Source organism: Yokenella regensburgei, assembly GCF_003634235.1.
Classification (GTDB): Bacteria; Pseudomonadota; Gammaproteobacteria; order Enterobacterales; family Enterobacteriaceae; genus Yokenella; species Yokenella regensburgei.
The window spans coordinates 1,158,374-1,182,097 of sequence record NZ_RBIZ01000003.1 but is presented as its reverse complement, the minus strand read 5'-3'; the positions used below and the strand labels follow the sequence as shown (position 1 = coordinate 1,182,097).

At 52.0% G+C, this 23,724-nt stretch carries 22 protein-coding genes; 14 read left to right on the top strand and 8 right to left on the bottom strand.

The window, feature by feature from the left end:
* Positions 1-25 precede the first annotated feature (25 nt).
* Positions 26-940 (top strand): bestrophin family protein, encoded by a 915-nt coding sequence (locus C7387_RS05915; protein WP_038257524.1) that lies wholly within the window; start codon positions 26-28, stop codon positions 938-940.
* A gap of 182 nt (positions 941-1,122) precedes the next feature.
* Here C7387_RS05915 and tam read toward each other — a convergent pair whose 3' ends face one another.
* Together tam and C7387_RS05905 are read right to left on the bottom strand one after the other, a co-directional pair.
* Positions 1,123-1,878, bottom strand: a complete 756-nt coding sequence (tam, locus tag C7387_RS05910) for a trans-aconitate 2-methyltransferase (RefSeq protein ID WP_120816281.1) — start codon at positions 1,876-1,878, stop codon at positions 1,123-1,125.
* Between the two features lie 27 nt (positions 1,879-1,905).
* Positions 1,906-2,379 (bottom strand): SRPBCC family protein, encoded by a 474-nt coding sequence (locus tag C7387_RS05905; protein WP_038257593.1) that lies wholly within the window; start codon positions 2,377-2,379, stop codon positions 1,906-1,908.
* A 96-nt stretch (positions 2,380-2,475) separates the two neighbouring features.
* Between C7387_RS05905 and C7387_RS05900 the strand changes: the two genes are divergently transcribed.
* The 4 genes from C7387_RS05900 (at position 2,476) to C7387_RS05885 (ending at position 7,721) form a co-directional block, all read left to right on the top strand.
* Entirely contained in the window at positions 2,476-3,297 is an 822-nt protein-coding gene (locus tag C7387_RS05900; protein ID WP_120816280.1) for an aminoglycoside phosphotransferase family protein, read from the top strand.
* Positions 3,298-3,568: 271 nt separating this feature from the next.
* Positions 3,569-5,290, top strand: a complete 1,722-nt coding sequence (locus C7387_RS05895) for an amidohydrolase (protein WP_120816279.1) — start codon at positions 3,569-3,571, stop codon at positions 5,288-5,290.
* Positions 5,277-6,353: a C45 family autoproteolytic acyltransferase/hydrolase gene (locus C7387_RS05890; protein ID WP_120816278.1), complete on the top strand. Its 1,077-nt coding sequence runs from the start codon at positions 5,277-5,279 to the stop codon at positions 6,351-6,353. Before C7387_RS05895 ends, C7387_RS05890 begins: the two co-directional genes overlap by 14 nt.
* A 12-nt stretch (positions 6,354-6,365) precedes the next feature.
* On the top strand, positions 6,366-7,721 hold the full coding sequence (locus tag C7387_RS05885) for an MFS transporter (RefSeq protein WP_120816277.1): 1,356 nt from the start codon (positions 6,366-6,368) through the stop codon (positions 7,719-7,721).
* Positions 7,722-7,745: 24 nt separating this feature from the next.
* On the opposite strand, the gene C7387_RS05880 is transcribed toward C7387_RS05885, so the two are convergent.
* Positions 7,746-8,192: a VOC family protein gene (locus C7387_RS05880; protein WP_120816276.1), complete on the bottom strand. Its 447-nt coding sequence runs from the start codon at positions 8,190-8,192 to the stop codon at positions 7,746-7,748.
* Positions 8,193-8,322: 130 nt separating this feature from the next.
* Between C7387_RS05880 and C7387_RS05875 the strand changes: the two genes are divergently transcribed.
* Together C7387_RS05875 and C7387_RS05870 are read left to right on the top strand one after the other, a co-directional pair.
* Entirely contained in the window at positions 8,323-8,865 is a 543-nt protein-coding gene (locus C7387_RS05875) for a GNAT family N-acetyltransferase (protein ID WP_120816275.1), read from the top strand.
* Positions 8,866-8,963: 98 nt separating this feature from the next.
* Complete coding sequence (locus C7387_RS05870) at positions 8,964-9,359, top strand: (R)-mandelonitrile lyase (protein ID WP_006820026.1); 396 nt, start codon at positions 8,964-8,966, stop codon at positions 9,357-9,359.
* On the opposite strand, the gene C7387_RS05865 is transcribed toward C7387_RS05870, so the two are convergent.
* On the bottom strand, positions 9,356-10,366 hold the full coding sequence (locus C7387_RS05865) for a LacI family DNA-binding transcriptional regulator (protein ID WP_006820027.1): 1,011 nt from the start codon (positions 10,364-10,366) through the stop codon (positions 9,356-9,358). The genes C7387_RS05870 and C7387_RS05865 overlap by 4 nt on opposite strands.
* Positions 10,367-10,571: 205 nt before the next feature.
* On the opposite strand from C7387_RS05865, the gene C7387_RS05860 reads away from it, so the two are divergent.
* A complete protein-coding gene (locus C7387_RS05860; protein ID WP_120816274.1) occupies positions 10,572-11,660 on the top strand; it encodes a cellulase family glycosylhydrolase in 1,089 nt (362 codons plus the stop codon).
* 61 nt (positions 11,661-11,721) lie between these two features.
* Positions 11,722-13,119: an MFS transporter gene (locus C7387_RS05855; RefSeq protein ID WP_038257502.1), complete on the top strand. Its 1,398-nt coding sequence runs from the start codon at positions 11,722-11,724 to the stop codon at positions 13,117-13,119.
* Positions 13,120-13,426: 307 nt separating this feature from the next.
* Here C7387_RS05855 and C7387_RS05850 read toward each other — a convergent pair whose 3' ends face one another.
* Entirely contained in the window at positions 13,427-13,789 is a 363-nt protein-coding gene (locus C7387_RS05850; protein WP_040903557.1) for a hypothetical protein, read from the bottom strand.
* A gap of 114 nt (positions 13,790-13,903) precedes the next feature.
* Positions 13,904-14,878, bottom strand: a complete 975-nt coding sequence (locus C7387_RS05845) for an amidohydrolase family protein (RefSeq protein WP_120816273.1) — start codon at positions 14,876-14,878, stop codon at positions 13,904-13,906.
* Positions 14,879-15,026: 148 nt separating this feature from the next.
* On the opposite strand from C7387_RS05845, the gene C7387_RS05840 reads away from it, so the two are divergent.
* Complete coding sequence (locus C7387_RS05840) at positions 15,027-15,983, top strand: LysR family transcriptional regulator (protein ID WP_006820033.1); 957 nt, start codon at positions 15,027-15,029, stop codon at positions 15,981-15,983.
* On the opposite strand, the gene C7387_RS05835 is transcribed toward C7387_RS05840, so the two are convergent.
* Both C7387_RS05835 and C7387_RS05830 read right to left on the bottom strand, forming a co-directional pair.
* Entirely contained in the window at positions 15,880-17,112 is a 1,233-nt protein-coding gene (locus tag C7387_RS05835; protein ID WP_120816272.1) for an anaerobic sulfatase maturase, read from the bottom strand. The genes C7387_RS05840 and C7387_RS05835 overlap by 104 nt on opposite strands.
* A 21-nt stretch (positions 17,113-17,133) precedes the next feature.
* Entirely contained in the window at positions 17,134-19,038 is a 1,905-nt protein-coding gene (locus C7387_RS05830; RefSeq protein ID WP_120816271.1) for a sulfatase family protein, read from the bottom strand.
* 712 nt (positions 19,039-19,750) lie between these two features.
* Here C7387_RS05830 and C7387_RS05825 point away from each other — a divergent pair.
* From C7387_RS05825 to hchA, 4 genes are all read left to right on the top strand, one after another.
* Positions 19,751-19,972, top strand: coding sequence for a hypothetical protein (locus tag C7387_RS05825; protein WP_006820036.1), 222 nt, complete (start codon positions 19,751-19,753; stop codon positions 19,970-19,972).
* A gap of 180 nt (positions 19,973-20,152) precedes the next feature.
* Positions 20,153-21,832 (top strand): ABC transporter permease subunit, encoded by a 1,680-nt coding sequence (locus tag C7387_RS05820; RefSeq protein WP_237723268.1) that lies wholly within the window; start codon positions 20,153-20,155, stop codon positions 21,830-21,832.
* 29 nt (positions 21,833-21,861) lie between these two features.
* A complete protein-coding gene (locus C7387_RS05815; RefSeq protein ID WP_244922346.1) occupies positions 21,862-22,644 on the top strand; it encodes an ABC transporter ATP-binding protein in 783 nt (260 codons plus the stop codon).
* A gap of 223 nt (positions 22,645-22,867) precedes the next feature.
* Entirely contained in the window at positions 22,868-23,719 is an 852-nt protein-coding gene (gene hchA, locus C7387_RS05810; RefSeq protein ID WP_373896516.1) for a glyoxalase III HchA, read from the top strand.
* The last annotated feature ends 5 nt before the right edge of the window (positions 23,720-23,724 follow it).

Genomic DNA, 23,724 nt, shown 5'->3' with positions numbered 1-23,724 from the left:
GTCTCCAACCTTATTGAAAAAGATCATGATTCTTCGCCCGCATCAGCACTGGCTGTCGCAAATCTTTGTCTGGCACGGCTCTGTGCTGTCGAAAGTCTTCTCCCGGCTGCTACTTAACTTCGCACTCTCTGTCAGCGTTATCTGGATGCTGCCCTGGTTTTCTACCCTGGGTATCAAATTCACCCTCGCGCCGTTCAGCATCCTCGGGGTCGCGATCGCCATCTTCCTTGGTTTTCGTAATAACGCCTGCTATTCGCGCTATGTAGAAGCACGCCAGCTTTGGGGGCAGCTGATGATTGCCTCCCGCTCGCTGCTACGCGAGGTGAAAAACACGCTGCCGGAAGAGAAGGCAATGGCCGATTTTGTTCATCTGCAAATTGCTTTTGCCCACAGTCTGCGCCTTACCCTACGACGCTTACCGCAGTCGGCAATTCTTGCCCGATACCTTTCGGAAAAGGATCTGGCTCAGGTCGTTACCGCCCATTCACCGGCAAACCGTATTCTGCTATTGATGGGAAACTGGCTGGCTGAGCGTCGCGCGAACGGACAGCTTTCCGATATTCTGTTTCACAGCCTGAATAACCGTCTGAACGATATGTCAGTGGTGCTGGCGGGCTGCGAGCGGATTGCCAACACGCCGATCCCGTTTGCTTACACGCTTATCCTGCACCGCACGGTGTACCTGTTTTGCATCATGCTGCCGTTCGCGCTGGTGAGCGATCTGCACTATATGACGCCGTTTGTCTCGGTGCTTATCTCGTACACTTTTATTTCACTGGATGCGCTGGCAGAGGAGTTAGAAGAGCCTTTTGGCACAGAAAACAACGACCTGCCGCTGGACTCGATCTGCAACGCGATTGAGATAGATCTGCTGCAAATGAACGACCAGACGCCGGTACCTGCTAAAATGATGCCGGACAAACACTACCAACTGACCTGATGCGCGTCTTTCAGACCAGGATTAAGTTATTGTTAAGATTTTCCGGGTCTAATGGCACAGAGAACCAGAAGGAGGAGCGAGATGGAAAGACGTGAACAAAGAGTGGAGACCGTCATCACCCTGGTGCTGTTCATTTCCCTGGTGGCGACGGCCTGGGACTTATCCCTGATGCGCTGGTTACCCTAAACCCGTCTGGCAACCATAAACAGACGAGGAAACGCCAGCAGGACGGTGCCGTTTTGCTGGCGTGGGTAGGTTTCCTGCAGCCGCTTCAGATAGCGTGATAAAAATGCCTGCTGCCCGGCATCGTCGAGATGTTGCAGGTAAGGGCGAAGGCCGGTGGCGCTGAGCCAGTCGATGATGGCTTCATGTGATGCCATCGGGTGGAAATAAGTCGTCCGCCAGATATCCACTTCACATCCTGCATTGCTCAGAATATCGTAGTAGCTTAAAACATCCGGCAATGCCTGCCTGCCACTTTCAGCAAGTCCCAGCGTTTTCGCGACCTCGCGCATCAATGTGTGCGACGGCTCCTGCCAGTTGTCGGGCATTTGTACCGCCAGAACCCCGTCCACCGCCAGATGAGCCACCAGCTTCGGTAGTAGTGCGTGGTGATCGGTTACCCACTGCAGCGAAGCATTGGCGTACAGCACATCAAGAGGTTGTTCGGGGGCGAAGTTTGAAATATCCGACTCCACGAAATCGCAGTCTGGCAGAGCATGGCGGGCTTTCTCCAGCATCGCCGGGGAGTTGTCGACGCCGGTAATGCGGGCACGCGGCCAGCGGCGGTGGAGGAGTTCCGTACTGTTGCCGGGGCCGCAGCCCAAATCCGCAACATAATTCACCTCGGTTTTCGCCACGCGTGCCAGCAACTCTGCTGCCGGACGGGTACGTTCCTGCGCAAACTGCAGATAGAGCGAAGGATCCCAGTCAGCCATTTTTTACTCCCTTTTTCAGTGACAATGTCACTTTTTCATTAATTTGTGCGCATAGGCTTCAAGCTGTTTCACCACAATTCCCCAGCCTTCGTGAAAGCCCATTTCTTCGTGCTGTTTGCGCGCTTCGGCGCTGCGGTGACGGGCAATGGCGGTATAGCGGGTGGTGCCGTTTTCCGCATCTTCCAGCAGCAGTATTGCCGTCATGAACGGCTCCGGGTTCGGTTTCCAGCCTTCAGTATAGGTATCAGTAAACACGAGTTTTTTACCGTCAACCACCTCAAGCCAGACGCCATTATTTTCCATTTCGTTGCCGTCGACCTCAAACAGGGTGTTAAAGCGGCCCCCCACGCGCAGGTCGATTTCGCAATGTTTGACCCGATGCGGTAGCGGTACAAAAAACTGCTTTATATGTTCCGGCGTTGTCCAGCACTCCCACACCAGCTGGCGCGGCACATCGACAATACACTCAAGTTTCAGATCGGTTTCGGGATCCAGCATGATACTCATCATTATTACCTCAGTAGACGTACCTGAATAATTGTTAGTGGCGCATGGGGGAAAGTCAAAAAGCAGGGCACATCATGGTATTATCTCAGAATGACTCCGGTACCGTTCGACTTCACCCCTTATCTGAAATGCTGGCATCTCACGCCTGATGGCGCGGCGATCGCCACGCACTCCAGTTCGCTCTTACCGGTCATTTATGCCGGAGAGAAGGCGATGTTGAAAGTGGCGCATACCGATGAGGAGATAATCGGATCACGATTGCTCCAGGGGTGGCAGGGCAACGGCGCGGCACGCGTATTCAGACGGGCTGACAATGCGGTCCTGCTCGAGCGCGCCACCGGAGGGAGATCGCTTGTCACGATGGTTGAACAAGGTCAGGATGCGCAGGCCAGTGTCATTATCTGCCAGACGGTCGCTCAACTTCACCATAGTCGACCTGGCGCAATCCCAGAACTCACTCCGCTAAACGTCTGGTTTGAGGCGTTACTGGCGACACCCCAGCACGGTATACTCGCGCTTTGTGCGCGCACCGCGGCACAGCTCCTGCAAAATCCGGAAGAGGAAATCGCACTGCACGGTGATATTCACCACGGCAATATTCTCGATTTTAGCGGGCGGGGTTGGCTTGCTATCGACCCCAAAGGGCTCTTTGGCGAACGCGGTTTTGACTACGCTAATCTGTTCTGTAATCCCTCTGATGTGCTGTCTGGCTCAGCAGAAAGACTCGCGTCTCAGGTCATGCTGGTGGCAAAACAGGCCCGACTGGAACCTTCCCGGTTGTTGCAGTGGATTATCGCCTGGAGTGGTCTTTCCGCCGTCTGGTTTCTTGAGGATGGTGAAACGCGGAGTGCTACCGCGCGCCTGCGCGTTGCCACAAACGCTGCCGAAAAACTAGCGCAAATGTCGTCATAACTCGGTTTTCCCTTCTTTTTGCACGATGATTTGTGAAAGCTATCAAAGAACCAATATTTCACCGCTGCTAAACCTTCTGAAAAAACCTCACTTTTTATCTTTAAAAATCAACGCACTAAATCGTTCACAAAAAACTCACATTAAATGATCAAAAAATTGAACGCCCGTGTGTTTTTTTTAACATGCGCTAGATTAAGGAAATCGCATTCCCGCCAACCAGGAACTCTAGCCCATGCGTTTTCTCTTTCCTTGTGTACTTTCAGTATGTTGCATGACCTCATCTTTACCCGCGCTCTCCAGCGCCGACCTCATTTTCCACAGTGGCAAAATTTATACCGCTGAGGATAAACAATCCCTGCAGGAAGCCATCGCTATTGAAAACGGCAAGATCCTCGCCGTGGGCGATGATAAGGATATTCTGCGGCTAAAACAGCCCGGCACCCGGGTGGTGGATTTACAGGGAAAAGTGATGATGCCGGGGCTTCTGGATGCGCACTCGCATGCCATTCGCGGCGGGTTACAGCTGCTTTCTACCGATATCGACAGCCAGATGGTAAGCATTGCTACGCTGGAAAGCGTGATGCGGGAGGGGGATAAAAGCGGTAAAGCCCGGCGCGGAGACATTCTGCTGGTTAACGGCTTTCCCTCTTCGTACTGGAGTCACCTCGATGAGCTTGATAAGCATTTTAACCAGGGGGAGTGGAAAGACCGCCCCATCATTTTCGTCGCCTGGGATCAGCATACCGGCTGGGCGAATAACACGCTGCTGAAACGCTATGGCGTAACGGCGGAGCAGGTTAAAGCGCTGAAGGGCGAGGCCGTCAACACCATTGGGCATCACCAGGACGGGACGCCGAACGGTTTTCTGGCCGATGCCGGGCTGTACAGCCTGATGGAGCGCCTGCCACCGTACAGTCAGCAAAAACTGCTGAAGGGTGCCCGGGAAGCCCTCAGTGAATATCACCGACTTGGCGTCACCGGCTGGATGGATCCTATTGCTAACGATGCACCGGGAGTGAAGTTCACCAACGCGTCGGTGGGCGTCTTGCCAATTTATCAGGCGCTGGCGGAAAAAGGCGAACTGACCGCACACGTGGCGGCGTTGATGCTCGCCCCATCAAAAGCGACCCCGCGCGACCTCGACGAGCTGGATAAAGTCCGCCAGCGTTATCTGAATGTCCCGAATTTAACAATTCCGGGTATCAAAGTCTTTGCCGACGGGGTGGCGGAATACCCGGCGCAAACGGCCGCAATGCTGGAGCCGTACCGTAATACCGGTAAATACGGTGAACTGCTGCTGGATCCGGCAACCTTCGGCAAGCTGGTGACGGCGGCGGATAAGCGCGGCTGGCTGGTACATATTCACGCGATTGGTGACCGGGCGGTACGCGCGTCGCTCGACGGCATAGAAGAAGCCCGAAAAGCGGGCGACAGCCAGATCCCACACTCTATTACCCATATGCAGACCGTCAACCCACAAGATTTCCCGCGATTTAAGTCGCTGGGGGTGATTGCCGTGATGCAGCTGTTCTGGGCGGCGGCCGATCCCAACTCTGTCGATTTGTTTAAACCTTATGTCAGCACCACCGCCTTTGAAAATCAGTACCCGGTGCACTCGATGATTGCCGATGGTGCGGTGATTGCGGGCGCCAGCGACTGGCCGGTCAGCACGCCAAGCCCGTGGAAAGCCATCTATCAGGGGATGACCCGCAAAGGGCCGGAAGGTGTGCTGGATCCTGCAGAAAAGCTGGATCGGATGGACCTGTTCCAGGCGTACACCATTAATGCCGCCAAAGCGATGCGTCTCGATAAGCAAATCGGCTCGCTGGAAAAAGGGAAACAAGCGGACCTGGTGATCCTCGATCGCGATATTTTTACCGTTTCACCCGAAGCCGTACGTGATACCCAGGTCATCAAAACCTACTTCGCGGGACAGGAAGTCTATACCGCGCCACAACCACATAATAAGGAAGCAAAAAATGAAAGTTTATGAGTTCAGAAGTGAACAGCAGTCTGCCCATGCGTTAGGTAAAGCCATCGGTGAGCGCTGGGCGAAGGAGATCCAGCACACCACCGCGCTGTACCTGGACTTCTTCTCCCGTACCGGTATCGATGCCAGAGAGGTCAGAAGGATCGGGGAAGACAGCCTATCGGCGCTTGAAGCCTGGTGTCCGCACCTGGCAAGCGAAGTGATTGCCACTGCCGCTGGTGCCGGGTTGCCGACCTGGCAGCTGGCGAGCCTCAATGCGCGTACCGAGATTATGGCCATCATGCCGGCCTCTCAGGAAGGCGAGTGTTCCACCGCTATCTATGCGCCCGCAGGTAGCGCCGCGCCGCAGACCATTCAGACCTGGGACTGGCACGACAGCCTGACGCCACACGGCCTGATGCTGCAGTTTATCGCCCGCACGGGATTTAACGTAAAACTGTTCACCGAGTTTGGCATCCTGGGGAAAATTGGCGTGAATAGCGCCGGGATTGGCCTGCATTTCAACATTCTGCATCACGAAAGCGACAACGGCAGCGGCGGGGTACCGGTGCATGCTATCGCCCGGCGTATTCTCGAAGAGGCCAGCAGCGTGCAGCAGGCCATCGACATCGCCAGAAGCGCGGCCGTCAGCGCCTCGACGGTGCTGAGCGTGTTTTCGGCCGAAGATGCACCTCTGCGGGCCGCCAGCATTGAAATGTGCCCGGCACGCGTGGCGGTGGTGCCACCAAATCAGAACAGCTGGTTGCTGCATACCAACCATTTCCTGGCCCCGGAGCTGGAACCCGGCGAGCGGACGCCGGATGTCTCGACCACCTATGAGCGACTGGCGCATGTGCGGGCGACGCAGCACAGCATGGAGAACCGTCCTGCGCGGCAGAGAGCCGCCGCCATGTGCGGCATGGCGGGAAGTGAAGCGCCCATTTGCTTCATTCCGGATATGTCTTTACCCGATACGGAACGCTGGGAAACGCTGTTGACCATCGCGATAGATTGCAGGAGCGGCGAGCTCGAATACGCCGCCGGTCACCCGCAATACTTCGCCGACAACGGATCCATCCATTTCTGAAGAGAGCCAGCCATGTCTGAATCATCCTCTCAGGTGTCGTCACTGACGGCGCTTAAGACCTTCTGCGTTTCGGGGCTGGGAACTGCCCTCGAATTTTATGATTTCATTATTTATGGCACGGCTGCCGCATTAGTGTTTCCTCAAGTGTTTTTCCCGGAAATCGACCGCCTGATGGGGACATTGATTTCCCTCAGCGCCTTTGGCGCGGGCTTCCTCGCGCGTCCCGTCGGGGGGATCCTGTTTGGTCATTTCGGTGATAAGTTCAGCCGTAAAAAGGTGCTGATGACCACCATGACCCTGATGGGCGCCAGTACATTTATGATTGGCTGCCTGCCGGGACACGCCACGCTCGGCATTATGGCCCCAGTGCTGCTGGTTCTCCTGCGCCTGCTGCAGGGCCTGGCCGCCGGAGGGGAATGGGGCGGCGCCGCGCTGTTTGGCATTGAATCCGCGCCAAAGGGTCGCCGGGGGCTGTGGGGTAGTTTTACCAGCATGGGGATAGGTATTGGCGGGATCTTCGGTTCTGCGGTCTTCGGCATGGTCAGCCTCGCCTCGGGGGGTAATCTGGCGGAGTTTGCCTGGCGTATCCCGTTCTGGCTGGGCGGCGTGCTGGTGCTGTTCGGGCTGTATGCCAGGATGCGTAACATGACCGACGATGTACAGAAAGGCCCCAAACACGATACCTTTCCGATTGTCGCCGCCTGGCGCCAGCGCCCGCGCGAACTGTTGCTGTGCACCGGGATTGCCTTCGGTTATGTCACCATCGCCTATATTGGCAGTACCTTCTTTCTGGCCTACGCCACGCAGCTGGGTTACAGCAATAACACCGCGCTGCTGTTCGACATTATGACCTCGGTCACCATTATTCTTTCAGCCCCGCTGTTTGGCCATCTGTCGGACAAGTACGGGCGGCGTAACGTGATGGTATTTGGCGGCTTTATCATGGCCATCGGCTTCTTTATCTTCTTCCCGGTGGTTCGCACGATGCACGTGACAATGTCACTTATTGCCTATGCGATGATCGGGACGCTGATGGGGGCGACGCAGGGGCCTATCCCGGCATTTCTTGGCGAGCAGTTCCCACAGGAGATGCGCTATTCGGGGATTTCGGCAAGCTACCAGATTGGTGCAGCGCTGGGAGGGGGGACCGCGTCCAGTATCGCCACCTCGATTCTTATCATGAGTAACCAGAATCCGACCGGGGTAGCGATTTATGGCGCACTGGCGCTGGCATTACTCGCCTGGTGTACGCGTCAGCTGCGCGAAACCTCCCACCTCAGCATGGAGGAGATTAATAACGCGCCGCCGCTGACAAGAAGCACCTCTTCATGGTGGTTACGTAAAACCTCGAAGGACAAAGCGCTGTAATTCACCGCCACCGTGACGCTGTGGTTATGGCGTGTTATCACGTAACCACGGCGTCACGGTGACGCCCGCCAGCAGGCCTTCCGGGCTCAGCAGGCGGGTGACCGTTTGCCCCCATGGCTCCTCGCGGGCCGCCACCAGTAGCACATAACCCTTATCCAGCAGCGCCTGGGTCGCCAGCGTGATATCCCTGACTTCAAACTCTATCCACGCCTGCGGCCGCGGGTGAGAATCCGGCCACTGCGCCTGCCCGAAGCAGGATTCAGCCGCCTGACTGAGCGGCCAGAGCGCGAAGTGCTTAACGCCGCCCAGCGCATCGTGCCCGGTAAGCAGATAGTCGGGGTTGCCATCCATCGCTTTCAGCGGCAGTCCCAGAGTCTCTTTGTAAAAAGCGCTACTGGCCTGCGTACTCTGCGTAATCGGGCCAAAGCCGGCGACAAACATGACATCAATACCTGATAATTCCGGGGCCATACTTCCTCCTGAGACGTGATGAATGTTCTGAGCAATAAACCACGGTGTATCTTAATCATAGTGACTGTACAATTTCTTTATAGAAATGATTGTGTTATGGATAGTAAAAGTCAGCTAAAGGAGACGGAAAGTGATTGAAACCCCACGTTTAATCTTACGCCAGTGGCAGGAGAGCGATCTCGAACCCTTCGCCGCGCTTAACGCCGATCCCGAGGTGATGAAGTATTTCCCTGCCACGCTGAACCGAGAAGAGAGTGACCAGCTCGCCCACCGCTTCAAAACCATCGTGGCGCAAAATCAGGGCTGGGGGTTTTGGGCGGTGGAGCACAAGGAGAGCGGGGATTTTATTGGCGGCGTTGGATTGTTGTCTCAGCCGGACCGTTTCGCCTTTTCCCCCTGTACGGAGATTGGCTGGCGTTTACAGAAACGTTACTGGCACCAGGGCCTGGCGCGCGAAGCGGCAGAAGCTGCGCTCAACTATGCCTTCACAACCCTGAAACTCGCGGAAGTGGTGTCCTTTACCTCTATCCACAACGCGCCGTCGGAAACGCTGATGCAAAGACTGGGGTTCCAGCGGCAGGGGACATTTCTCCATCCGGCGCTACCGGAGCAGCACCCTCTGGCGCTGCACGTATTGTATAAAAAGCGTGTTCAACAGTCAGTGCATTCATGAGCACAGCTCATAAGTCCTAATCACGTTGAGCGACTAATACTCCAGGCGTAGCGGCGCTACACTTTAGCCATTCCCTCATAAGCCTGGAGTTAACCCTGATGAAAATTATTCGTAACGCGACCGTTGCTTCCGCCAAAGGCCCGGAAGCGTATTTTACCGGACAGGTACGTATTGATTCGCCGTTCAGCACCACACCACCTGCACGGGTGGGCGGCGCAACGGTAACGTTTGAACCCGGCGCCCGCACCGCATGGCATACGCATCCGCTGGGACAAACCCTGATTGTTGTCCACGGGCAGGGGTGGATCCAATGTGAGGGCGAAGAGAAGCAGACCATCAATCAGGGAGACACGGTGTGGATCCCGGAGGATGTTCGTCACTGGCATGGCGCAACGGCCTCGACCGCGATGACTCACATCGCGATTGCAGAATCCCTCAACGGCAGCCCGGTCACCTGGCTTGAAAAAGTCAGCGACGAAGATTTTTTGCGCTAGTCCGCCTTCGTTGAACGCCGGACCTTCAACCGGCCAGCCAGTTTGAGCTGGGCGGGGGCATCTTCGGCACGGCAGAGATATTCCACCGCCAGACGGCCAAGCTCACCGTAAGGGAGCTGAACGCTGGTCAGCGGTGGGTTCAGCTGCTCGGAGATCTTCTGGTCGTCGTAACCGGCTACCAGCATCGATTCCGGTATCTGAACCCCACGGGTCGACAGCGCCTGGTAACAGCCGATAGTCAGCCAGTCGCTGGCGCAGAATATCGCATCCGGTCGTTCTGCAAGCGTCAGCAGCGAAAGGGTGGCCTGATAGGATTCATTAAACTGCCAGTTAGTTTGCTGAACCCACTCATCGCGGGGGGGAATGCCGAACTGCTCCAGCGCAGCCTGATAACCTGCCAGCCGCTGACGAGTGGCCTCCATCCAGCTTTCACCGGTGATGTGGGCGATGCGCGTGGCACCTTGTTGAATAAGATGCTTTGTCACCTGGTAGGCGTTAGCGAAGTCATCCGGGATAAATGACGGCAACAGCGGGTTGTTCGGATCCTGCTGGTTTAACAGCACCAGTGGGATGGCGGTACAGTCGAGAAATGCCGTCATATCCACAAGAGTCGTTACCGGAGAGGCGAGGATAAGCCCCACACAATTACGTTTTTCCAGCTGGCGAATGATGTTCAGCGCCAGCTCGGCATCGTCACCGTATTCATAGAGCGTCAGCAAAATTTCATTACGCCACGCCGCTTCCCGCGCCTGGCTAATGGCGTCGATAAACGGATCGTAACTTTGCAGGGAACTTACCAGCAGGGCAATTTCTTCCTGATTACGCGGAGTATGAACGCCGGGAAGACGCTCATAGCCAAGCTCGGTGGCAATAGCAATCACCCGCTGGCGGGTCTCTTCACTGAGTTTGATATTGCGGGACTCATTAAGCACCAGGGAGACAGTGGCCTGTGAGACCCCCGCACTGCGCGCAATATCATTCATCGTGACCTTGCTCTTCCGCTTCATACTTCCTCACCTTTAAGGCTTATCTTAGCCACATCATACTCTGCATTACTAAAAACCACACAGAGATAAGGCTGTGTTAACAGTCACAATTTTTGGTCATTGCTGATGTTCTTTGTGATTGCTATCGCTTTTCACCACAAAGGTGTTTGCTCATTTCATCACCAGCTAATAATTATTAGCTAATCATTATCAGTGAGGACAAGTAATGAAAAAACAGTGGAGTCGGGAGCAGGCACAGGCGTGGTATCAGCAGCAAGGCTGGCTGTGCGGTTTTAACTATCTGCCATCAACGGCGGTGAACTGGACGGATATCTGGCAACAGGAGACCTTCGATGCGCCAACCATCGAACGCGAACTGGGCTGGGCGGCAAAAGCAGGTTATAACAGTCTGCGCATTAACCTGCCGTTTATCGTCTGGGAGGCCGATCGCGACGGACTGATTCAGCGTATTAACCAGTTTTTGACGATTGCCGACCGCTATGGCATTCGGACCATGCTGACGCTGATGGATGACTGCGGTTTTTCCGGCGATGAACCGTACCTGGGTCCGCAAAAGGCGCCGGTGCCGGGCAAACACAACAGCCAGGCGGCGGCGAGCCCGGGCAGGGCAAAGGTCTGTAATCGGGACGACTGGCCGCAGATCGAGCGCTACGTGCGCGACATCGTTCGCGAGTTTCGTACCGACTCGCGCGTATTGCTGTGGGATCTGTATAACGAGCCGGGCAACCGCGGTATTTTCGCGACCGGTACCGTTGAAGTACAGTACGACGAAAAGCTGGAGCGCTACGCCCACGAATTGATGCAGAACGCCTTCGAATGGGTGCGGAATGAGGATCCACAACAGCCGTTAACCGTCTGCGCCTGGCGTTTGCCGCCGGAACAGGAGAACGAGGTGTTCTACCAGCACCCGCTGGATCAGACGGCGCTGGCGCTTTCCGACGTCATCAGCTTCCATGCCTACACCAATACCGCGCGTATGGTGGCGATTATTCACCAGCTGGAGCAACTGGGGAGGCCGCTGTTCTGCACCGAATGGCTGGCCCGTCACGTGGGCAGCACCATTGAGGAGCAGCTACCGCTGATGCACGCCGCCAACGTCGCACCCTATCAGTGGGGCCTGGTACGGGGTAAAACGCAAACCTGGCTGCCGTGGCCGGTGGTCATGGTGAATTCTCCGGATTACTGCCGTCTGTGGTTCCACGACGTCTTCGAAGAGAACGGGATCCCATTCTCGCGGGCTGAAATGGCTCTGGTGGGTAAACTTAGCCGGATTGGTCTGCACCCGGCACGTTGATAATAATATTAATAACCGGAAATCCGGCAGTGCGCTGCCGGATCTGCGGAAGGTACACGCTATGGCAAATTCAATGAACATACCGTCACGCGAACTGTGGTCCTATTTTGGCTACGGGCTCGGTCAGTGTTTTAGCTTTGGTTTAGTGGGTTCTTTTATTAACTATTTTTATACCGATGTGCTGGGCATTTCCGCGCTTGCCGCCAGTACTATTTTCCTGATTGCCCGAGCCTGGGATGCCGTCCACGATCCGCTGTTTGCCAGTATTATGGACACCATCAACAGCCGCTTCGGAAAGTTTCGTCACTTTTTATTGATTGCGCCGCTGCTGATAACCGCCGCCACGCTGCTGTCGTTTTATAAGATTGAAGCCGACACGACCACCAAGATCCTTTATGCCGGCGTTACCTACATTTTATGGGGAACGCTGTACGCTATCTCCGATATCCCATTCTGGTCGATGTCCTCGGTAATGACTAACGACTCCGGGCAACGCACCCGTGCGGTTACCGCCGCTATGCTTGGGGTTAACGCCGGTATCGCCTGCGCCAGCATTTTCTTTCCGAAACTGGCGGCATTCTTCTCCCGGTTCAGTGACGATAAAGGCTATTTCATGGCCGCGCTGGTGATGATGCTGGCAGGCTTGCCGTTGATGATTAACGGTTTTTTCCAGATAAAGGAGCGGGTGCCAACCAGCGGCGAGAAGGTCACTATTCGCGATACCTTCCGCAATCTTCGGCATAACAAACCGCTGTTTGTTATTTTGCTGTCGTTCTTTTTCTGCGTGTTCCACAACGTCGCCAATGGGCTTTATATCTACTTCTTCATCTACAACATGGGCGATGGCAGCCTGCAGATGATGATAGGCCTGATGGGGATCGTTGCCGCGGTGGTATGCCTGGTGGGGCCGATGCTGACCCGCAGGATGCAGAAGAAAAAACTGTTTATCCTGCTCTGCGGGCTCGATATCGTGGTGCGTATAGTGATGTGGTTTGCCGGATATCAGTTCACATGGTTGCTGTTCCTGCTGCTTGGTCTCAGCAATATCTTCGTGATGATGACCAATATCCTGACCTCTTCGATGATTGCCGATACCATCGAATACGCGGAGTACCACACGCATAAACGCTGCGCGGCGATCACCTTCTCCGGGCAGACCTTTACCGGCAAAATGTCGGTGGCCGTCGGTGGGGGGCTGATTGGCGTATTTCTGACGCTCATTGGCTATATTCCGCAGGCCACGAGCCAGACGGGAGGGGTGCTGCAGGGGCTTTTCTTCGGCATTTGTCTGCTGCCTGCCGTGGGTTCCGTGCTGCGTCTTGCCATCATGTCGCGTTTTACCTTTACCGAAGACAAGCATGCGGAAATTTGCCGCCTGCTGGCGGAGCGTAACGGTACGGGGATCGACCCGGGAGAAAACGATGCACTTCCTGCACCCGACCCGGTGACCGCAAAATAACTGCTGTGCGACCACCGCCGGTTAATGTCAGAAAGCGGTGGTCTCTACTCCTTCACGGGGGCGACGGGATAGTTACAACCCGGTACAGGACTCGCGTGACAGCCCCCCAGCGGCGTTTTGTGCAGCGGCTCATGCCGTTCAGAGTAGCTATACTGCTGAAGCTGTTGCTCTGAACGCACGGGGTGTCCGGCAGAAAAGGGCAGCTCTGGCGATGTGCTCTGAAAAGCCATAGCCTGAGTGGCACAAAGGCAGAGTGCCGATAGTAGGGTACAGTGGGTAAATAATTTCATAAATATTCCGTTTTCCTTTACGTTTTGCATGCAGCGAGCATTGATTCAATATCCTCACAGCGGTTTTCTGTATCGGGGAAGTAATAGAAGTCAATTCCTGTTACATTATTATCCCCCGCTCTGATATCGACTTCTGCAATATTTTTCTGTTGGATCCCCTGCAGCAGATACCTGTCGGTATTACCGGGAAGGGTACCGCCTGGTGTTAAGTTTAACTGCTGCGCTTTAGCCGCATTAATGAGGCACTGCTCAACGTCCGGGCGGGGCCTGTCAATCCAGGTGGTCCTCAGTTCCGGATGAATACCCATTTGGTCCAAATCGACACAGCCCGCTAATAACCCGGGAATTAAAAGTATCCCGACAAGCCGAATCATTGACATAGTTCATCCTTTAAACAAAAGTCACACTAGCCCGATGGTATGCCTGATTAACTCAATAAAACGTTAACGGAGGATATTAAAAATGAGGCCCGCATAGACCTCATCACCCTTTTATTAGTCAGGAAGATTAAATAAGTTCAGCGCATTGTGACGAGAAATTTTCAATTTATCATTATCACTGAGCGGGACAGAATCAAACCATTCCGATGCCCACGCCATCTCTTCAAAGGGAAAATCCGTAGAGAACATGATGCGCTCGACGCCCAGTTCCTGGATGGCAACCTGCAGGGCGGAGGTACGGAAATTCCCCGAGGTGGTGACGTGAAAATTATGGCTGAAATAGTGCTGGAACGTTTGTTGGCATGAATAGCCTCTGGGCTCATTCTCAACCCGGTGATCAACTCGCCAGATAAGCGCTGGCAAGCCTTCGCCCAGGTGACCCAGCACTACCTGCAGCTCTGGATGCCGGTCAAACAATCCCGAGCCCATCAGGCGCAAAGCATGTGTCGATGTTTCAACGCCAAACGCCCACGCAGATCCCAGAAGCCAGGGATGCCCCTGATATGCCTGCGCCCGGGATGGGAGTGGGTTACGTGGGTGAAGATAAAAAGGGCGCTGGAAGGCGGCAAATGTCTCCCAAAATGTATGATAACGAGCATCATCGAGGTAAAGGGCTGAATCCTCACGTTCATGTTGGGAAAAGCCGTTGACCAGTGCACCCACGAACCCCAAATCCACAAAGCATCGGATCACTTCCTCAATGGCCGCATCCGGGACTTGCATCGGCAGAGCGGCAAACCCACGAAAGCGGTCACGATGTTTTTCAATGTGTTCCGCCAGCGCATCATTGGCTCTGAGGGCCACCTCTACGGCTCGAACAGGATCGCGGATACACTGAATGGCGGGCGCATTTAATGATACAATTGCCATCTCGATTCCCGCGTTATCCATCTGACGAAGTCGCTGCTCACCCACTCCCTGAATATTACGTTTTATATCTTCCCATTTATCAGGGTAGATATACTCATGGGAGTCTTCAGTAGTTTCCTGAATGGCGAAATGTTCCTCTAATGCAATTTTATTTTTCATATTGAAATACTCTTACGTATATTTATACCGAGATTAAACGACCTTCAAAGTATGTTTTAAAAAAATCCCAAGAGGAAATACCATTGTGGTCTCCAGAATATCAGCTTGATATAGAGCCTCATCATTTTGCCTGACCCAGGAGGGATAGATGGATCTACGGCGTTTAAAGTATTTTGTTACCGTGGTGGAATTAGGATCATTTTCCAAAGCCGCCGCACTTCTTTGCATATCGCAACCACCATTAAGCCAGCGGATCCAGGAGCTGGAACATGAAATGGGGGGACTGCTCATCGACAGACGTTCCCGGCCATTAAAGACAACCGTAGCGGGAGAACTCATTTATCAGCAAGCGAGAGAGATTTTGCAGCGTGCAGAGCGGATGCAAGGGTATGCACAGCGCATGTTCAACCAGGAGGATAACGTTATCAAAATTGGCTTTGTTTCAGCCAATTTTCATGCACACCTGGCTTCCGTTGTCAGGCGCTTCATGCAGATGTGCCCTGACGTGGAAGTGCAGATAGTGGAGATGAACAGTGTGCAGCAGGTAGAGGCGCTACGTGCTGGACATATCGATGTCGGTATTGGCCGAATCAATGTTATTGCCGATGACATAGAACAAACTACGCTGTATCAGGAACAGCTTATCGCCGTATTGCCGCAGACGAATCCGCTGGCCCAACGCGGCTGTGCTGTCCCATTAGCAGCGTTTAGCGAGGGGCGATTCATCGTTTATACCAACCAAAAAAGACCCAGTCTTGCCGATGAGTTACTCGCCAGGCTGACCTCACTCGAGGTTAAACCTCAGCGAATCATTGAGGTAGAGCAGTACGACTCAGCGTTGCTGCTCATTGCCTCAGGTTACGGAATGACCGTGGCACCTGCATCCGCCCGTTTGATTTCAATGCCCGGGATTGCCTATGTACCACTGATAGAAACCCTCACCGTCCCGATGGTGGTTTTCCACCGCCAGGAGTCTCGTTCACGGCTATTGCAGCAATTCTTTACCGCACTCGACGAAGTGAGAATCGGTGCTGCTCACGCAAATACTGAATCAGCGACGCTGGTGGGCAACCACGGGCCAGTAATGCAGCCCACAGATTCATAACGGGCTGGATATGCTTGAAAAAATGTTGATAGCCCGCGCATAGATAGTTATGACCCGCCGCTCCCGATGACGAGCGCGCAAAGCGGTGCTTTGGACACCCACCCTGGCAGACAAAGCGAAACTGACAGACCTTGCAGTCGTCGGTGAGGGTTAACTTTTTTGCCAGGCCAAACGAGATTGCGGCTTCACTGTTGTTGATGACATCGATACTACGTTGATGGATATTCCCCAGAAGATGCTCCGGATACACATAGTGATCGCAATTATACAGGTCGCCATTCGCCTCTAATGCAAAAGCATGACCGCAGGTTTCGGCGTGAACGCATAAAACGGCTGGCTGCCTGGACCAGGCAGCCATGGCAACATCGAACATTTGCACAGAGATATGGCCAATATCCCGACGGATCCAGATGTCAAAGATCTGACTAAGAAACTCACCGTACTGCTTTGAAGGGACTGACCAGGGGGCCAGACGCGCGTGCTGTATTTCGGGGGGTACCAGCCTGAGCGTTGGATCCGGTTCGCTACTCACTCGTTCAACGAGCGGAATGAATTGCATGTAGCGTGAGCCGTTACGCCGCAGGAACTCATAGACCTCACCGGCGTGAGCGACGTTATGCCGTCCTACAACCGTCAATGTGTTGAAATCTATCTGGAAGCGGCGTAGCAGCGACAGCGCTTTCATTGCAAACCGATGACTACCTTTACCTGAATGGCTGACGCGATAACGATCGTGCAAGTCTTCGGGCCCGTCAACAGAGAGCCCGACCATAAAGCGATGTTGCGAGAGAAAGCTCGCCCATTCTTCGTTGAGCAGGATCCCGTTGGTTTGTAACGTGTGAGTTATTTTCATCCCCTGACCATAACGCTGACACAGTCGGATAACTCGCTGAAAAAAGGGAAGGCCTAAGAGAAGCGGTTCACCTCCTTGCCAGGAGAACGTTACCGGATGGGAATGCTGTGCCGCAATATGCTGCTTAATATACGCTTCCAGAGTTTCCTCAGACATTTTCCAGTGTTGCTTACGCTGCGGGTACAACGACTGCTTTTCGTGGTAAAAGCAATATTTGCAATCAATATTGCATTTTGCACCACCTGGTTTAGCCATAACATGGCATTGACGATACATGATATTCTCCCCCCAATAGAATTAATCTCTCATCAAACGATGTACTCTTTCTGGATCGAGATCCCACTGAATCCCATGAAGGGGAGGGATCCAACTTCCATCATCATTTCCCGCTATTTCGTTTGAAAATAGAGTATTGAGTTTGTCGTTCATGGCCATAATCAACGGCACGTTTTGTTGGTTATTTGCCAGATTGTTCATCTCATGGGGATCCGACTTCAGATCATACAGTTCAATATCATTAAGACTAAAAAGTTCATCTGGGGTGTGAGGGGTATGATGTTGTTGTAATGAAAAATAGCGCGTAAATTTATATCGACCATCATACATCATCCGCACACCGCCTCTTTTGCTGAGGTCCGGAGAGAGGACAGAAAAGCGTTTTTGTTTTTCTTCTCGGCTTAGCGCTTCATTCCTGATTATTTTAAACATGTTGCCAACGTAGGTAGCATCAGAAAACAACAACATGTCATAACAATACAAGATACCCTTTCTAATCGCGTCAATCGGGGATGATTCCGGATTAAATAGCAAAGTGCTGAAGTCATATCCTTTACGGTTTTTTAGGGTGGTACTCCTGGATTTATTTGCACTTCCCGTCAGGCCCACCAGAGTGGGGGCGATATCTAAATGAGAGGTCAGAGCAGCACATTTTCTGCCACCGGGAAATGCGGGATGACTGATTATCATTGGCACATGAACTTGCTCTTTATAAGTGCAGGTACCTTTGCCATTCATCTGATGAGCACCGCATAACTCACCATGATCGGCAGTATAAACAATAATAGTATTTTTGGTTAAATCTAGCGCATCCAGCTCATCGAGGATCCTGACCAGCTGAGTATCGTTATCACGGATGCAGTTAAAGTAATAATCCTGAAGAATTCTCCAGCGACGGTCCTGATCGGCAATATTCCCAACCAGCAAACCATTACACAACTGATACTCAAGATGCGCTGGTGGCCTGCCATGCTCGCTGAACGCCTGGTGTCTGGAAGGAGCCAGCGGAACTTCGGGCCATGAATCCCGATAAATCGTGTTCTGCGGCGCTTTATTGGGAGTTGAAGAGTTACTGTTCAGAATCAGAGCACCGCGCCATTGGTTTTTATCATCGTCGGTGTCAGTATCTATGTACATGGTATCGTGTGGGTTAACCAGATTAACAGCCAGAAACCATTGCTTATTATTACTTTGCAGTTCACTGCCTTTATCCCTCAACCAGTTTATCGCTTCTCCCGCCGTAAGTTCATCATATAAATATCCGCCATGACTATGTCCGATAATGTCACCAATTCCGCTATAATCGTGAAAACCATAACCCTCCATGATTTCATGAAGCTTAACTCTGGGGATCATGCCAATATCGGTATTGCCATCAGCGTTTTTAGCAACAGGATCCTCCATTAAAGTACTTAAATGCCACTTTCCTTTATATGCAGGGTAATAACCTATTTCGCTCATGATATTACCAATGGTACCTAATTCAGGATCAAGGCTGTCCGGCATCCACGGAAAACCGGGGTTATCAAACATTTTAGTCTCTGGCATATGCAAGCCGGTATATAACACCGAACGAGAAGGTGTACAAACACTACTGCAAATATGATGGTTGGTGAATGTTGTTCCCGATTCCATTAAGCGCTCACGGCCCTGTACGGGGAACGGATAAGGATCAAAGTGACGCTCCTGATCCGATGTGATGAAAAGGATATTATAGCCTTCGGGGATTTTATCGGGCATTTCTCCGCTAAACTGATAGTGATACTTTTTAGATAACGCAGCTCCTTGTTGTTGAGGTGCACCTTCAGGGGACGCTGTCACTATATTCCTTGCTAATGCTTCTGGCGCAGTGACTAACGTTGCTGCCGTAATGACACCGGATCCTAGCAAGAATTTTCGACGTGAAACTTTCATTTTATCTGTCATATTACTCTCCGTTTTAAACACGATGACGGATAAACCTATGACAATTTTTCTTTGTGACAAAGACAGATTGCGTAAGATATTGTACGGTTACTTTTAACTTTACCTAACTTTGTTATTTAATCGATTTTCAGTGAAAGTCTGTATCATCACGTTTAACCCTGTAATTATTTATCGTCGACAATCGCTGTTCCGATAACTGGCGACGGTAGATACATGAAAAGGCACAAGCCGTATTGTTTTGAAACATTAACTCTTATCTTGTCATAGCTAAACAATTCATAACTGGAAGTGATTTTTTAATTTACCGTTGAAGCCGCATAGCTATAATGAGGCATCTTTCAAACAGGAGTCATGCGTTGGACAGTTATCCTGAACTTAATAATAAGGCGAGCTAGCGCAAAAATTCCTGTCGCTGCTTGCCGGTCCCGGCGGGCAGCAATCCCACTTATCATGTGATTGCGCCTCAAAATAAACATTGAGGTAGCGTGATGTTCTCATCGGAATCATCCCGGTATCCCCGAATTAACCCCATATTTCCAAGAGGAGAAGCGTTATGACGCATAACATTTCTGATGAACCTCCATCGAGAGGGCTAAGCACAGGCTGACTATCTGCATTGAAATCAGGTGTATGCAATGGAGGTGGTCACGGCAGTTGCCTTAAAGCTGTCAGATATTGACCTTTCATTTTATGCACTTAGGTGAGGTGTAGCATGCTGCTCACAACCAAACGCTATATGTTTTACGTTGATGCTAATAGCACAATTCATTTTTCAGCGCTGGCGGATACCTGTCAGCCAGCGAGAAATTCATCACCACTCTCCATTAATAAAACGCTCTCTGATGGGAAAAATCTCGTCAGTGGCTTCCTGCAAAAACTAGCGCAAAAAAGACAGCGCGCTGTTGAGGATTATATCGACACGCTGCTGCCTTAATTCGTAATATGCCATAGAGGGCAGGTGACGCCTGCATTCCTCTATGGCTAATTTGGGTTTGTAACTCTCATCTTGCATTATTCATTCATGTTCAGTGAAGATTTTTCCCTGCGCATGAATTAATGAGCGGAGACTCTTATTATGCATGCTTTGACAAATCACAGAAGCAAGACAACTTCTGTGCTTAACGATGTGGTTGTCGGATTTATTCTTGTGGCAAGTATTCTTTTATTTATCTACGGTTGGCAGGGGATGCATAGCGCATTCAATGGGCGTGATTTACCCGCGCTAAACCTCGATTATCATTTTCTTCCTTACTACACGCTTCGCACCACCATGCGCCTGATTATCGGGCTGTTTTACTCAATGATATTTTCAATCGTCTTTGCGGTACTGGCAGCAAAATATGTTCCGATGAGACGTGTCATTTTGCCCTTCGTTAACTTTATGGAATCCGTTCCGTTAGTGGGCTTCCTGACTTTTACCACTGCGTTTTTCCTTGGGCTTTATCCTCATAGCGTAATGGGACTGGAAGGGCTTGCAATATTTGCCGTTTTTACCGCGCAAGCGTGGAACATGATGCTGACGCTCTACCAGACGCTCAGAGTTGTGCCCAACGAGCTGGCAGAAGCGACGGAAGCGTTCCGCTATAACCCGTGGCAGAAATTCTGGCGACTGGGGTTCATCTATTCATTTCCGGGTTTGCTGTGGAATACCATGGTGTCGCAGTCTGCCGCCTGGTTCGCGTTGATTGCCTCAGAGATGCTGACGGTAGGGGACGGCAGTACGAATTTACCAGGTGTTGGTTCTTATATTGGTATTGCGCTACAGGACGGCAGCCTTCCAGGCATACTCCGTGGTGTGTTAGCGCTTATCGTTAATATCGTTATCTTTGACCAACTGCTATTTCGCCCGCTGGTTCGCTACGCCCATCAGTTTAAATATGAGGATGTTAGTGACAGAAAAGTGCCCAGCTCGTGGTTCTATCAATGCCTGAGCCATTCAATGATAGGGCAAGGTCTGGGTCGCGCCTGTAAGCAGTTCTCTTTGTTCTGGCTGTTTGTACTACCGAAAGCATGGTACGGATTAAAGTTGCATCGCGTTTTTGCTTTCCTGAGCCAGATGAACTGGCTGTGGTCCAGTTTGTGGTATCTGGCAATCGTCGTTGGCTGTATTTATTACGGACACCAGCTGTGGTTGTTCATTCCCCGGGAGTATTTGTCGTCACTCCCGGGCTGGATGGGATTAACTGCCGCGCGGGTGATTGCCGCTATGGTACTCAGCGTGGTTATCTTTACGCCTCTGGGCGTATGGATTGGTCTGCGACCCAAGCTGGTACGTTTGTTCCAGCCCATTATCCAGGTATTAGCCGCGGTTCCTGCCAACGTCTTTTATCCGCTGATTGCTTTCATGATTGTGGCATGGCACCAGGATTTGGGGAGCTGGACCATCCCGATGATCATGTTGGGAACACAATGGTACGTACTTTTTAATGTGATTGCCGGGACATCAATGATCCCCAGCCAGATGGTGGAGGCGAGTAAAGTCTTTCATCTGCGCGGGTGGCTGTGGTGGACAAAATTCACGCTTCCGGCTGTCTTCCCTTACATCGTGACAGGGGTAATTTCTGCTGCCGGGGGGGCCTGGAATACGGCTATCGCTGCCGAAGTACTGAACTGGGGAAAAATCACCCTACAAACCAATGGGCTCGGTGCCTTTATTTCCCTTGCCGGTGACGCCGGCCAAAATCCACAACAAGCGCTGGGATGTCTGGCAATGTGCTTCATGGTGCTGCTGTGCATTATTTTCGTCTGGCAACCTATGTACCGTTACGCAGAAAACCGTTTCAAATTCGACTAATGAGTAATAACCGGATCGCAGGATTTACTATGAAAAAATCACCATTGGTATTAGAAGTTAAAAACGTCTCTAAATTTTTTAATAAAGAGCGGAAGCAAAAAGTCACCGTGCTGGAGCATATCAACCTTGAGATAAAAGAGAATGAGATTGTGGCGTTACTCGGCCGTTCCGGCTCTGGAAAATCAACGCTTCTGCGTATGGTTGCCGGCCTTGTCGAACCCGATTTCGGTTCTATTGTTTGCTGTGACCTGCCTGTTAACGGACCGGGAAAAAATACCAGTATGGTCTTCCAGTCGTTTGCGCTTTTTCCATGGTTAAATGTGTTCGATAGCGTCGCATTTGGCTTACAGGCTCAGGGACTTTCTTCAGACGAAGTTGGGAAAAGAACGATGGATATGCTGGATCTCATCGGTCTTTCCGGCTACGAGAAAGCCTATCCGCGAGAGCTCTCAGGAGGAATGCGCCAGCGAGTCGGTTTTGCCCGCGCGCTGGCGGTAGAGCCTGACCTTTTACTGATGGATGAGCCGTTCTCAGCGCTGGATATTTTCACGGGCAATAAACTTCGTCAGGATCTTATCGAGTTGTGGGAAAACCGGGTCATTAAAACACGCTCGATGCTACTGGTGACACACAGCGTTGAGGAGGCAGTAATGCTTTCAGACCGTGTATGTCTGCTTGGCGGGCATCCCAGCACAATAACGGATATTTTCAACATTAATATCGAGCGCAATCAACGAACCAAGGAAAGTATTTCTCCGATGGTTGAGAAGATAAGCGACACGCTCAATGACCGTATTGCCGCCTGCGCATAATTTAAGAGGGTAGGGATTAGCTCATGGACGAGCTAATCATCACAGTTGTCATGGATATCTATTTCTGACGGTAACAACACTGAGTGTAATGTAAAACAATGAGTTATTCGCAGCCTTAAATAGCATGATACCGTGACTCTGAGGGAAATCCCTTATTTACATGTATTGTTAACATTCTATAGTGGGAAGGCCATCTCGTTAATTACAGGAGAATACCATGACTGTGAATACCTCCAATGATAAACGTCCAACGCCAGATCCGGCTGAATATGATGCTTTTTTCCCTTCACCATACTCACTCAGCCAGTTTACTTCCCCCCGGTCAAATCTTAGCGGTGCCAGCTATCCTTCGCCTTACACGGGAGGACGTTGGAAGATCCTGATGTTATGTGCCGATGAGCGCTATCTGCAGATGGACAACGGGACTTTCTTCTCGACGGGAAACCATCCGGTAGAAACGCTGTTGCCTATGTATCACCTTGATAAAGCGGGTTTTAGCTTCGACATTGCGACACTCTCTGGTAACCCAGTGAAGTTTGAATATTGGGCTATGCCAACCGAGGATGAAGAGATTACCGGTCTGTTTACCAGATACCATGAGCACTTTAAAGCACCGCTAAAACTCGCGGATGTCATCAGTGCCGAGCTGGGCAACGATTCTGATTATCTCGCCGTATTTATACCTGGTGGTCACGGCGCGCTTATTGGGCTTCCCGCAAGCGCCGAAGTGAAAAATGTGCTCGAGTGGGCCATGGCCAATGACAAATTCATTATTTCGCTTTGCCACGGACCCGCCGCGTTTCTTTCGGTTGAGCGTAACGACCTGTTTGCCGGTTATAAAATTTGCGCATTCCCGGATACGCTGGATGCCCAGACACCGGATATTGGTTATATGCCTGGACACTTAACCTGGCAATTTGGCGAACAGTTGAAAAACATCGGTTTTGAGATAGTAAACAAGGATATCAGCGGCGCCACGCATCAGGACAGGAGAATGCTCACCGGCGACAGCCCACTCGCCGGCAACGCATTAGGTAAACTGGCCGCGAAAGCGTTGTTGGATGCAATCAGTTAAGAGCG